Here is a 12,378-nt window from a genome sequence, read left to right as displayed (position 1 = left end):
ACCATTTACAATTTTAAAGAGGAATAAAAATAGTTGTTGTAATTCCCGGGTCTGTATTGTTTTCAACTGAAATTTTCCAGTTATGCTGCTGTACAATCTTTTTTACGTAAAACAATCCTAATCCAAATCCGTTAACTTCGTCACTTTTTTTTGTATTTATCCTATAAAACTTGTCAAATATATGAGGAATATTTTTAGTTGGAATACCCATGCCGCTATCTTTGAAGATGAGGTTGATTCCCTTTGCATTCTTATGCGCTGAAATAAGTATTTCAGGATGGGTTTCGCAGTATTTTATAGAATTATCCAGAAGGTTGTAAATGATATTGCTGAAGTGAAATTCATCTGCCATAATAGAAATGCCATTTTCAATATCCGTTTCAATCTTCACTTTTTCATTTTTCTGCTGTACCGATTCCACAATATTCTGAATAAAAGGCAACAGAACTATTTTTTGTGGTTTTAGAGAAAGTCCGGAAGCATCATTTTTCGCAATATTCAGTATTTTTTCAATATGATTATTAAGCTTAATACTTTGATTGGTGATAATAGAAGTGTAGGTTTTTAATTTGGGATTCTCCAGGATGAGTTCTTGCTTGCTTAATGATTCAGAGGCCAGGAGGATAGAGGATAAAGGGGTTTTGAACTCATGAGTCATATTGTTAATGAAATCCCTTTGCAGCTCTGAGAATTTCTTTTGCTGAATAATGGTATAAATAGAATAAACATACACAAACAAAATAATAATAATGGCGAAAGTAAGCAGATACCAAAAACGTAAAGAGCTTACCAGATAAGTATTTTTATCAGGAAACCGGATTGAAAAATAGTAAACCAGATTTTTATGCTTTGGAAATTTAATTGTTTTATTGTCAGAGTTTTTCTGATTGGAGGAGATGTATTTGCCATAGATCATTTTGTCGTTATGACAATTGTATAAAGCATACACATAATCTGAGTTCACCTGAAAGCGGTTGAATTCTGTCTTCAGATAATATTCAAGAACGGTGGGATGTATTTCTTTGTTAATACTAACGAGATAATAATCATTTGCGATATTCTGAACAGGATTTTCAGTAAAAGAGGTTTTGCCGTCAGATAATTTTTCAACCACTTCCATTAAAGCAATATTCACTTTCTGATCAAACTTTTTATCCTCAAGATTATAGGCCTGTTTTGTCCAGAGGAGTTGTGCTATTAAAATACCGATAATCGCAACAAACCCTAAAGATATAATAATATTGAGCTTTTTAATTTCCATTTTGCAAAAGCAATATTATCCAAAAAAAATAACTAATTCCTGATCATTAACAACTCATTAACAAATGTTAGATAGCGGTTAACAAATTCTGTCATCCATCAGCATTACATTTGTTACCATAAAGATAACACCTGTTACTTACGTTTAACAATTAAAATGTATACAATGAAAAATTTAAAAATCACCGCACTACTTGCCGTATTGGCATTTTCTCCTTTTTATGCTAATGTAATTTCTGATGGAGGTACCGCTGTCATAAACGTACTTGCCGATGCCATCAAATGGAATAAAGAATCTATAGATGTAGGTAATATTCCTCAGGGAAAACCAAAATTAATCAGATTTGAATTTACCAATACCAGTGCAAAACCGGTTATTATACAAAATGTTGCCCCTTCATGCGGATGTACAACTGCTGATTATACAAAAACACCAATTCAACCGGGTAAAAAAGGTTTTATTGAAGCGAGTTTTAATGCTGCCGCTGCCGGACCTTTCATGAAAACAGTGAATGTTACGACAAGTGAGAGTAAAACTCCTAAAACATTATCTTTTAAAGGAGTGGTTATTTAATAGTGAGCGTAATACTATAAAATAAATCAGGCTGTCTTTGTAAAGGCAGCCTGATTTGTTCATAAAGACAGGTCGTTGCATATTTTTAATCCAATTCAGACTTTTTACTTTCTGCTATTTTTTTCCATTTTGTGATCGTATTTCTGCTCATTTTAAAATAATTGGCAGTCTGGGAATTACTCAACCTGTTCTTCTTTTGAAATTCTAAAATTTCAGCCATAGCCGAATGATCATACGAACGTACTTTTTGATTAAAAATATTGGTTTCTTTATCTCTCCGGTTAAAAATAATCTCATCCAGCCTCATAATGTCTAAAACGGAAATATGATCCTGCATCAGAATAGATCGACATTCTTCTTTTTTATGCGGATATTTTTTAGAAAGAAGATCATTATAAATTCGTTTATAATCAGGCTGTGAATGGTCCATTGAATAATGTGTTAATTGGTTGGGTATCAAATGTTCTTTTTGTATTTGCTGATCCATTTGTACAGAGTTGTTTTTGGTATTTTATAGTCATCCATGATTTGTTGCTTTGTTTTCTCACCGGAATCAATCAGTTCCAAAATGAAAATGATAATCTCTCTATTGTAAATGTTTTTCCTGAACTGAGGCAGGGTAGGCGATTCATTTCTAACTTTTTCAAAAGAAGGATTGTGATTACTCCCGGCAGGAGCAAATAATATTAAATGTTGGCTGTAAAATCTGAAAAAATCATATTTCAGTAATTTGGAAAACCTCAACAGGACACCGGTATCAATAGTTTCACTTTCAAAGAACTTTTCAAGATCGTCTTCATCACATTCAACAAAATTGCATATTCTTTGTATTTCTGTGCCTGTTTCATGTACTCTTGTTTTTATTAAAGAGCCTAAATGTATTTTTTTAAAATTATCAAGTGTCATTTTCTGAAGATTTATAATATTATATTCCTTTAATTGGGAAAGTATTATTGGTGATGAACCAGGATAAAAATCTGCCAATAATCAATGATTTTTGAAATTGGCAGATCAATTAAGAAGATGCTTATTGGTTTTCTTCGGTTAGCTTGTTAATAGCCTAAGTATACAAACATGTTGACACTTAAACTTTTTGGGGTTGTATCGAGAGCCTGCTGATTTACACCACCGTTTATACTGTTGGTTGTAAATGAATGGCTGTGGCTTACCTGCGCTAAAACGCCTGTGTTTACCACCGCATTGTTACGTGTACCTGATCCGATAAATCCTGCAAGAAATGTATACGAATTTGTATCTGTTGCTGCCCGCCCTCCGTTATTAATGATATCATAACGGATATTTGGGGCAACACTGCTGGTGGTTCCGTTTAGTGTTGCATCTGGAAGCTGATTTCTGGAGATCGTTTTAGTATTGGCTCCGCTGATACTTCCAAGTGCTGTTCCATTTTGTACTAGATAGCTGTTGCTAGCATTTGGCAGGTTGGTTGAAAAGCCTAAAGAATTAGCCCTTGCCCGTTGAGATGCTGTAAGAGCAGCCACCCCACGTCCATCTAATTTGACCCACCCGTTATGATCCTGAGTTTGCAATCCGGATTTGATATCGCCATAGGTATTCCCACCCGAGGCTTTTTCCCAGACTGGGGCAGAAAAACTTCCGGTATTATAATAAATGCCTTCACCTGACGGAATCTGTGCGGTATTGGTGTTGGTGTTGTATACCATAAGTCCCTTTGTGGGAGAGGTAATAGTAGTTCCGTCATTTAATGAATTTAATGAAACTCTAGGAGGTAAAAACCCTTTATCTGTTGTCTGTAGGTCAAGAATTGCAGAGGCATTAGAGTAGGTTGTCCCTAAAGATACACGCCCTGCATCATCGATGATCATTTGGTTGCTGTCACTTGTACGAAAAACCATACTAGATGAATTGGTGGTTCCTGTTCCTCTGTAATAAGAAACGATTCCCGCTACGGGAAAGGATGCTCCTGCAATTTTAGCATTGAAAACAAAACGTCCCAGTTCATCATCTTTTGATAGATTGCCGGAAGCGTTGAGTCGGTCCACTACGATTCGGGGTGCAGTGTTGGCAGAAGACACTCTCAATTCATTACTTCCTGCCAATTTATTTTCCGAAATTTGAAGCGCACTCACCGGATTGGCAGTGCCAATTCCGACACGTCCATTATCTTGTACAACAAATTCTGATCCTGCATTTCTTGCTGCTCCTGTGGAAGTAGTTCCAAGTTGCACCCTTGAATTGGTGGGATCATCAATAAAAGCATCCGGAGTAGGATCACCTGTTGTTGAAGTGCTGCTTAAGGTGACCCATTTATTTAATGTTCCGTCAAAATAATAATACCCTGAGGAGGTTACATCCACTGTTTGTCCTGATGGTGAAGCATCTGCTGCTGTCACGTAAACAAATGCTCCCGTTTGAGCTGTCGTGTAGGTTTTGGCCTTAAGCTGAGTGCCTGTAATCCTTGGGGGGATTATTCCGTCCATTGCGGTAGTTGTAGAAGGTTTTCCTACAACATCCAAAGTAGCATTAGGAGTAGGAGTATTGATTCCTATTTGGGAAAAGGCAAATCCGAAATGAGCAACTAATCCCAGAAGTAAGATTTTTTTCATTGTGTTTGTATTTAATTTAATCGAAAAGAATTTTTTTTTAAAGAATTGAAGGCACCAACAATGCTTCATAGGTTTTTTAAAATCTTATGAGACAAGTTTTTGCCATAAAAAGCCAATGAATTGTCTGCTGTTAATTTTAAAAATGAAAAGCTAAATGACTGTTACTTGATTTGTTTTTCTCTCTGCTTTTATATCTTATCATTGTGTTTTTATGAACAGAACGATGAAAACGGGTAAATGCCGGTACAAATAGCTTTTCTTTAGACAGTGTTTTTTCATATTGTATCCATAAAGAATCTTTTTCTCAGATTTTACTTTTTCACAAATATGGTAACCGCCATATTGGCTCTTCCCCAGTTAAGATTGCTGCCGCTGGTTTGCCACATATTAAATCGGGTATTCTGATTGGTGCCTTCTGTGTAACCGTTCAAAGTGTAGGTTACCGTAACATCAGATGCCGTACTGTTTACGATTTGCTCTGTAAACTTACCTGATACACTTACCATATTAGATCCAGCGCCGGTATTAGGAACAGTGAATTTCCTTGATCCCGCCGGTTGTTCTGTTCCGTCTTTTAAAAACCGTACTCCAAAATACCCTGCTGGTGTTGCTGTTCCGGTAGTTCCCATAGGAACACTATAATCCACAATTATTTTTGCCGTTGAATTAGCTGGGATTACAACAGGCTGGGAAAGTCCCAAGTCGGTGTTATTGACTGTTCCTGCCGCCGGTTGATCTACAGGAGATGTAGCCACTACGGACAGTATATCACTGAGGACAAAGCTGCTTCTCTGAGGAGAGAGCTTGTCCCAGACCGGAGATGAAGAAGTTCCTGAATTATTATAAAGGCCTTCTCCATACTGCATTTGAGCCGTATTCGTATTGGTGTTATAAACAATTAAACCTTTCGCAGGAGAAGAGATCGTTGTCCCGTCATTCACAGACTGTAGACTGATTCTTGGCGGAAGAAATCCTTTATCTGTTGCCTGCAAATCAAGAATTGCAGAAGAGTTAGAATAAGTCGATCCCAAAGATACGCGTCCTGCGTCATCTATAATCATTTTGTTGCTGTCACTTGTACGAAAGACCATACTTGATGAATTGGTGGTTCCGGTTCCTCTGTAATAAGCAACTATTCCGGCTACGGGAAAAGATCCTCCGGCAATTTTAGCGTTAAAAACAAAACGTCCCAACTCATCATTACTCGAAAGGTTACCGGACGGATTCAGTCTGTCTACGACAATTCTGGAGGCATTATTGGCAGAAGAAACTCTTAATTCATTACTTCCGGCCAATGTATTTTCAGTAATCTGAAGTGCGCTTACCGGATTGGTGCTGCCAATTCCCACCCGTCCGTTGTCATAGATCACAAATTCAGATCCTGCTGCTCTGGTAGTCGTTCCGTTTGAATTAGTTCCCAGTTCTAATCTTGAATTGGTAGGATTGTTAATGAAAGCATCATCTGTTGAATCAAAGGATGTTATTCCTGAGGCAATCCTGACCCATACAGTTCCGTCAAAAAAATAATAGCCGGAAGAGCTAACGTTAATGGTTTGTCCTGAAGGAGAGGTATCTGCCGCTGTGACAAATATCAAGGTTCCTTTTTGAGCATTTGTATAATTTTTAGCCCGCAACTGTACACCTGTTAGTCTGGGTGCCAGGATGCCGTCTAATTTGGCCGTGTCATCCGGTACTCCGGTAACATCCAATGTAGTCTGCGGTGTTGATGTATTAATTCCAACTTGCGATGATACTGCGGTGGAAAAAAGAATAAATCCAGGTAATAAATAATTGATCATAAATTTTAGTTTCTCCAAAGCTATATCTATAGCGGTTAAAGTATGCAAATACGACCTACTAAACAGATACTAAACTTTTAAAAAATCCCTGTTAATAAGGTGTTTGAAGAGTGTTTAAAATGCCGGATATAAAAATTTCAATAAAAGAAATAGTAAAAATATGAAGGCGACAAGCCACGGAAATAAGCTAAATTCTCTTTTGTTTTGTTGAATGAATTGAATACATTGAAATCATAAAGAAGATTATCAATCATAAATCCTTTTATATACAATCGTCTTACTTTATGTTAGTTACATGACATCAGTACCTTTTTAGTATCTTGTTTTTAGATTATTTCTCAGACTTTTATTTTATTTGCCGACCATTTAGTAGGTAATCAGCCCTGAAAATGGATGTACTCAATAAGTCCTGTCTATATAAAAAACATAAAAGCAATTGAAATGAAAAAGCACAGCTCATCGTCCTGGTTACCGATAGTATTAAAAATAATACTGATACAATTTCCAATTTTTTATATCGTAAGAAATCATCGTTAGCTTAAAACGATGTTGGTATCCGGAATATCCAGGAAAAGGCACTTTAAAATTAAGTATAAGCCTTGATAATCCAATATTTTGCGAAATTCAAAATCAATTGTATGTTCAGTTGAATGCCATTGGTCCTAACGCTGATGATGTGAGCTATATCATTAATTTATTTTGAAGCAGTGAAAAAAATTAATCTTTTTCTTTGATTTACTTAATATGTATATTTACTATAACATTACCCATCTTGTCATGAGGCAGAAAATTGCATTTGTTCAACTTATTTTCTCGCTATTATTTGGTGTTAAAACATTTTCCCAGGAACTCTCTGTAAACAGTGTTTCTGATAAGCTTACGATCAATGAAATTGATAGACTTCTTTATCAGACGAGTGGAGCGGTAACCATAAAATTATCAAACGAAGAGGTCATTCGGTTGAATCAAAAAATAATACAAGTCGCTGAAAAAAAAGGATATTCTAAAGGAGAGGCATTAGGATATGTAAATATCGGCAATCACTTGTGGTTGATGGGGCAATATGAAAATGCTATAAAAGCTTTATCAAATGCAGAAAAAAAAGCAAAGGGACTTGATGATCCATTTCTTTTTGCAAAGATCAATCAGGAATATGCGCAGGTCTATTACAGAATAAAACTCTTTGATATCGCTTTGCAACGCAATGCAACAGCCATCAGCTATGCCAGACAAAATGGAGATAAAGGGTTTTTGAATTACGTATACGCTTCACGGGCAATATATTTTGAGAGTCTCGATAAAAAAGACTCGGTATTGGCTTACTATTATAAAGCCAACAATGCAGATCCAACACCTCTGGGATATACCAATATTGCAGAATATTATATCAATAACGGGAAAAATACCGATTCTGCAGAAGTCAACTTTCAGAAAGCTTTCAGGTTGCTGGAAACGAATAAATTTAAAGATAATATCTACGAAAAAGCGGCTACCTTTGATAATTATGCAGGGTTACTCACTTTAAAAAAAGATTATCAAAATGCTTTATTAAAGTATGACGCAGCTGAAAAACTGGCCAGACAGGCAGAAAAGCCCTTTATACTTTTGAATATTTACAGGTCAAAGGCCAATGTTTACCACAAATTAAACGATACCAAAGCCGAACAGGCCTACCTTTTGAGGTATACGGTGTTAAAAGACAGCATCGACAAAGAAACGGACAGAGGAGTTAACAGATCGGTTACCAACATAATTGAACAAAATGAAAAAGAAATATCCAATTCTAACCGAAAAGAATGGATTTTAATTGTTTCTCTCACTTTAGCAGGTGTCATTTTATCTCTTTTTATATTTTTTCATCAAAAAAGAAAGCAGCGAAGAAAGGAAATAGATATTGAAAAGAAGATTATCGAAAAGGATCATATTATTCATAAAAAAGATCTTGAAACGAATGAACTTAAGCTAAAGATCAATGAATCATTTGAACATGTCGTTCATTTGGCAAAAACCAATAGTCCCGAGTTTATCAAAAGATTTGAAGAAGTGTACCCTGAACATTACCATAAATTACAGAATATAGAACCCAAACTGCTGAATACCGAAATTAAATTCTGCGCGATGCTTTATCTCAATTTCTCTACCAAAGATATCGCCGAATATACCTATGTCACTATAAAAACGGTGCAACATAGAAAATTCAGGCTGCGAAAAAAACTGAGTATTCCTTCAGAAGCCGATATCAATGACTGGATTTTGAATTTACCTTGATAATTAAGTCGTTAAGGTGGGTTTAACAACCAAAAACAGCCGGTATTTTTAGTGATATAATCCGAATTTCTTACAATATAGCTCCACGTTGTGTACGGCAATAATTTAGATTTGCAGACATAATGATGGAGTTTTCTGTATTTAGAATCTTCTGATGATGAGTAAAATATATTTGATTAAAAACTAAAAGTATTCAAAAAACAAAAACACAAGTGATGAAAAAAATAACTGCAAAATATACTACCGAATGATGCTCGACCTTAAAAATATTCACGTGGGTTCGCTCGTGAAATTGTGTATCGAAGAGCGTAAAATAAATGAAGTACGTATCTGTAAGTTTTTAAAATGTTCTGGAAAAGAATTGGAATCTATATTCTTGCAAAAGTCTTTGGAAGCTGAGGTTCTATTAAAACTAAGCATACTTCTGGAATATGATTTTTTTAGAATTTATTCGCAATATTTAATTCTGTATGCTCCTCAGAAAGGTATGAAATATAATCATTCCGGAAATGAAAAAACGATTCTTCCTAAATACAGAAAAAATATCTATACAAAAGAAGTTGTTGATTTTATCCTGGAACAAATTGAAAGCGGCAAAAAAACAAAAGCTGAGGTTATAAAAGAGTATAGGATCCCTAAAACGACTTTGTATAAATGGCAAAACAAGTATGTACAATTAAAAAACTCCATGAAATAATTATTAAAAGACCAGAATATATTGTTATCGAATTATATCTATGCCATCTGCATGTTGTACAGTTTGAAAATATAGTACTTTTGAAACACAAAAAATGATTAAAAAAATTATGAAAAACGCACCTGATTATAAAAAAATATATAGCGATTTAATCAGTGTAAAATATCCTGAGAAAAAAGAAGTATGTACTCATCTACTATCTAAAAAAGATCTGTCAGTCCTTGATGTTATAGATATTAACCGGATTCTTTTCAGCAAAGACTCTAAAGAAAATACAGAATTTAACCAAAAACATCCGTCCTATAATAAACCCGCCATTGATCAGATATTAGAATATCAGAAAAAAAATCAACTGAATAACTCCCAACTTGCCCAGCATTTTAAATTAAGCAGAAATACCATTGCAAAATGGAAAAATCAGTTTTCAGTCGAATAAAAAGACTTTCAAAAAAACTTCCTTATCACTGTAATAACTCAATTTTTTACTAAAAATAAAACACATGAAAAAAAGAATACGTTTGATAATCCTTATAATAGGGATCCTATATTCTTGTGTCGATCTCATGAATGCACAAACTGGGATTGGCACTGCAAATCCACAGGGAATTTTGCACGTAGACGGGGCTAAAGACAATGCCACTACCGGAGTACCAACTGCCGCACAGGTAGCCAACGACGTTATTGTCAACAAAACTACAGGCTTTATCGGAGTCGGAGTTCTTAATCCACAGGTAAAGCTTGATATGAGATCCTCAGGTCCGGAAAATGCTCTGGGCTTAAGCACCACCACAATGACTGCTGCTGCTGCCGGTGCCGGTGCCGTGAGGTATGACGTGATCAATACACCTGTAGGTGCAAAAATTGAAGTATCGGATGGTTCTGTTTGGCATAAAGCATATATCGCCCCTCAAAAAGCTGTGGTGGTAGCACGTAAAATTACAAGTCAGTCTATTACACAAAGTTCTGCCACAAACATTACCAACTGGAATCTGGTTCGTGATATGAGCAATAGCTTTGATGCTTCGCTCGGTATTTTTACTGCTCCCCGTGATGGCACCTATACATTTTTATTGACATTTAATTTTAACGGAGCTGTTATTAATGATGGTTCAAGAGTAGAATCACAATTTTATGACACCACCGCCAATACGGTACTGGCAAGTGTTTATAAAACTTTCGGACAATCGATGACGGGAACTCCGGACGATGCAAATGCTACCCGTTCCACGCAAGCAGGAGGATCAAGTACGGTTACTCTTACCTTAACCGCCGGTACAAAGGTGGTGACCAGACTTTGGCACAACCTTATTTCAAGCGGATCTGTTGCTCTTAGGGTAACCACTAACTCCTCAGATCCTACGAATCCGGACGATGGATTTAATAATTTAACCATTATAGAACATTAAAAAATAGAGTATTATGAAAATAAAAATTAATATCACCTATACATTATTGGCTTGTATTCTATTTTTTTCTTCAGGTAAAATAAATGCTCAGGTAGGCTTTTTTACGGATAGTCCCGCTCAACCTTTGCAAATTGATGCAGCAAAAGATAATGGTAAATCACCGGATGCTTCAAAGTTGTCCAATGATGTAGTGGTAAGTTCAACAGGTAATCTTGGCCTGGGTCTTTTAAATCCAATAACTAAAGTAGATCTTCGTTCCCCGGATAATAAAGGTTTGATCGGGTTGGGTATTGGTACTCAAACCCCGGCCCAGGCTGGCCCTGGCGCAATACGATACAATGCAGGCGGCTTTATGGAATATTCCGATGGTGAACAATGGATTGCTTTACCGCTTACAGCTCCAACGAAAGCGCTTGTTAATGCAAGTAAAAGCTCTGCCCAAAGTATTGGCAGCAATACAACGACCTATATCTCCGGCTGGACCGAAACAGTAGACTTGGGTACAACGCCTAATGGTGATTTTGATCCTTCCAGCGGAACTTTTACTGCTCCCCGTGATGGATTTTATCTGGTGTCCTTCAACATTACTTTAGCGAATGGGAATATTCCCAAAAATACCTTTATAGAAACCGCAATAGAAAGTGACCGTAGTATTGAGAATATTCAGATATTCAAGACTGTGAATTCTTATCCGGCTTTTCAGGCTGGTGCAGTAAGCAATTACATCAGTGGAAATTGTAATGCTATTTTTAACCTTAAAACAGGCAATACCATTAAATTTAGTGTGAAGCATAATATAGGTTCTTCAAGAAATACCTTGAATGACGGGAAGTTAAATAATTTGAGTATTAGCGAGTTATAAAAAATAAAATAATGAGACAACAGCATATAGTAAAGAATCTAATAATTGCCTGTATTCCTCTGTTTTTTGGGGCAATTCAAATAAATGCCCAGATAGGATTGGGTGTTGATAATCCGGTAAACCCGGTTGAAATTAAAACTGATGCGGGTAAAGTTATTATAGACAATACCGGTAAGCTCGGAGTATTGGTTGCCAGTCCAAAGGTAGCAATCGATCTTCGCAGTGGAGCCAGTGGCGCGGTAGCTGTAGGAAATACAGATAAAACTGCTGTTCAGGCTGGCGCCGGAGCTTTGCGCTATGTCGCGAGTCCTGCTATCGGAGTAAAAGGATATCTGGAATTTTCTGACGGAACAACCTGGGTGAGCTTTTTTCCTAAAGGTAAGCCCCGGATTGTAGTTATGGCCAGTAAAACTACACAAGATACTTACGTATTTGAAAGTGCAACACCCTCAGAAATTGGTACGAAATCCGGAATAGTACAGCGCAGATCTTCTTATTTAACCAACTGGGAAGAAAAACTGGATTCGGATTCGGGAGTTCCTACCAGTAATTTCAATCCTGCGACGGGAGAATTTATTGCTCCACGAACAGGAGTGTATTTTGCTACTTTTACTTTTGCATTACAGTCCAGCCAGGTAAATACGGGCGAAAATAACCAGACCGAAGCCATTTGGGAAGTTAGAAATCCTGCCGGTACCATCACTCAGAGAGTTAAGACAAACAACGGCTATGCTTCTGACACCGGAGCCAGTCCCAATGCGGTTCCTGTAGGTTCGGCATGTACGGTGAGTGTTTACTTAAACAAAGGAGACAAATTAAGACCTTTTACCTGGATTACTGTAGGATTTGATGGTACAATCAGTCAATTTGATATTTCCGGAAGTGGAGTATATAACTCGTTGACCATCGTAGAACAATAAAGTCCTG

General features: G+C 36.5%; 12 protein-coding genes. 7 read left to right on the top strand and 5 right to left on the bottom strand.

The features are described from left to right. Positions 1–13: 13 nt before the first annotated feature. Positions 14–1,261 (bottom strand): sensor histidine kinase, encoded by a 1,248-nt coding sequence (locus EG342_RS20520; protein WP_103292817.1) that lies wholly within the window; start codon positions 1,259–1,261, stop codon positions 14–16. 165 nt (positions 1,262–1,426) lie between these two features. On the opposite strand from EG342_RS20520, the gene EG342_RS20515 reads away from it, so the two are divergent. Continuing rightward, positions 1,427–1,834, top strand: a complete 408-nt coding sequence (locus tag EG342_RS20515; RefSeq protein WP_103292816.1) for a DUF1573 domain-containing protein — start codon at positions 1,427–1,429, stop codon at positions 1,832–1,834. An 85-nt stretch (positions 1,835–1,919) separates the two neighbouring features. Here EG342_RS20515 and EG342_RS20510 read toward each other — a convergent pair whose 3' ends face one another. The 4 genes from EG342_RS20510 to EG342_RS20495 all read right to left on the bottom strand — a co-directional run bounded on the left by EG342_RS20510 (position 1,920) and on the right by EG342_RS20495 (position 6,218). Further along, positions 1,920–2,264: a transposase gene (locus EG342_RS20510; RefSeq protein WP_103292815.1), complete on the bottom strand. Its 345-nt coding sequence runs from the start codon at positions 2,262–2,264 to the stop codon at positions 1,920–1,922. A 26-nt stretch (positions 2,265–2,290) separates the two neighbouring features. Then, complete coding sequence (locus tag EG342_RS20505) at positions 2,291–2,740, bottom strand: transposase (RefSeq protein WP_103292862.1); 450 nt, start codon at positions 2,738–2,740, stop codon at positions 2,291–2,293. A 146-nt stretch (positions 2,741–2,886) separates the two neighbouring features. After that, complete coding sequence (locus EG342_RS20500) at positions 2,887–4,419, bottom strand: hypothetical protein (RefSeq protein ID WP_103292814.1); 1,533 nt, start codon at positions 4,417–4,419, stop codon at positions 2,887–2,889. 311 nt (positions 4,420–4,730) lie between these two features. Beyond that, positions 4,731–6,218: a hypothetical protein gene (locus EG342_RS20495; RefSeq protein WP_103292813.1), complete on the bottom strand. Its 1,488-nt coding sequence runs from the start codon at positions 6,216–6,218 to the stop codon at positions 4,731–4,733. A gap of 777 nt (positions 6,219–6,995) precedes the next feature. Here EG342_RS20495 and EG342_RS20490 point away from each other — a divergent pair. From EG342_RS20490 to EG342_RS20465, 6 genes are all read left to right on the top strand, one after another. Then, a complete protein-coding gene (locus EG342_RS20490) occupies positions 6,996–8,486 on the top strand; it encodes a hypothetical protein (protein WP_123868145.1) in 1,491 nt (496 codons plus the stop codon). Between the two features lie 247 nt (positions 8,487–8,733). After that, a complete protein-coding gene (locus tag EG342_RS20485) occupies positions 8,734–9,183 on the top strand; it encodes a S1 domain-containing protein (protein ID WP_317126831.1) in 450 nt (149 codons plus the stop codon). 109 nt (positions 9,184–9,292) lie between these two features. Further along, positions 9,293–9,619, top strand: coding sequence for a helix-turn-helix domain-containing protein (locus tag EG342_RS20480; protein WP_164465209.1), 327 nt, complete (start codon positions 9,293–9,295; stop codon positions 9,617–9,619). A 64-nt stretch (positions 9,620–9,683) separates the two neighbouring features. Then, positions 9,684–10,589, top strand: a complete 906-nt coding sequence (locus EG342_RS20475; RefSeq protein WP_103292809.1) for a hypothetical protein — start codon at positions 9,684–9,686, stop codon at positions 10,587–10,589. 13 nt (positions 10,590–10,602) lie between these two features. Next, the gene (locus EG342_RS20470; protein WP_103292808.1) at positions 10,603–11,451 is read left to right on the top strand and encodes a complement C1q domain-containing protein; all 849 of its coding nucleotides are present in this window, start codon (positions 10,603–10,605) and stop codon (positions 11,449–11,451) included. A gap of 11 nt (positions 11,452–11,462) precedes the next feature. Then, positions 11,463–12,371, top strand: a complete 909-nt coding sequence (locus tag EG342_RS20465; RefSeq protein WP_246008667.1) for a hypothetical protein — start codon at positions 11,463–11,465, stop codon at positions 12,369–12,371. Positions 12,372–12,378: the final 7 nt, after the last annotated feature.

The organism is Chryseobacterium lactis, assembly GCF_003815875.1.
Classification (GTDB): Bacteria; Bacteroidota; Bacteroidia; order Flavobacteriales; family Weeksellaceae; genus Chryseobacterium; species Chryseobacterium lactis.
This window is presented reverse-complemented; position numbering and strand designations above follow the sequence as displayed.

Bases quoted from the DNA above. Each gene is read 5' to 3' on its own strand.
- EG342_RS20485 (WP_317126831.1), top strand. From the start codon at position 8,734: ATGATGCTCGACCTTAAAAATATTCACGTGGGTTCGCTCGTGAAATTG.
- EG342_RS20470 (WP_103292808.1), top strand. From the start codon at position 10,603: ATGAAAATAAAAATTAATATCACCTATACATTATTGGCTTGTATTCTA.
- EG342_RS20465 (WP_246008667.1), top strand. From the start codon at position 11,463: ATGAGACAACAGCATATAGTAAAGAATCTAATAATTGCCTGTATTCCT.
- EG342_RS20515 (WP_103292816.1), top strand. From the start codon at position 1,427: ATGAAAAATTTAAAAATCACCGCACTACTTGCCGTATTGGCATTTTCT.
- EG342_RS20520 (WP_103292817.1), bottom strand. From the start codon at position 1,261: ATGGAAATTAAAAAGCTCAATATTATTATATCTTTAGGGTTTGTTGCG.
- EG342_RS20505 (WP_103292862.1), bottom strand. From the start codon at position 2,740: ATGACACTTGATAATTTTAAAAAAATACATTTAGGCTCTTTAATAAAA.
- EG342_RS20490 (WP_123868145.1), top strand. From the start codon at position 6,996: ATGAGGCAGAAAATTGCATTTGTTCAACTTATTTTCTCGCTATTATTT.
- EG342_RS20510 (WP_103292815.1), bottom strand. From the start codon at position 2,264: ATGGACCATTCACAGCCTGATTATAAACGAATTTATAATGATCTTCTT.
- EG342_RS20480 (WP_164465209.1), top strand. From the start codon at position 9,293: ATGAAAAACGCACCTGATTATAAAAAAATATATAGCGATTTAATCAGT.
- EG342_RS20475 (WP_103292809.1), top strand. From the start codon at position 9,684: ATGAAAAAAAGAATACGTTTGATAATCCTTATAATAGGGATCCTATAT.
- EG342_RS20495 (WP_103292813.1), bottom strand. From the start codon at position 6,218: ATGATCAATTATTTATTACCTGGATTTATTCTTTTTTCCACCGCAGTA.
- EG342_RS20500 (WP_103292814.1), bottom strand. From the start codon at position 4,419: ATGAAAAAAATCTTACTTCTGGGATTAGTTGCTCATTTCGGATTTGCC.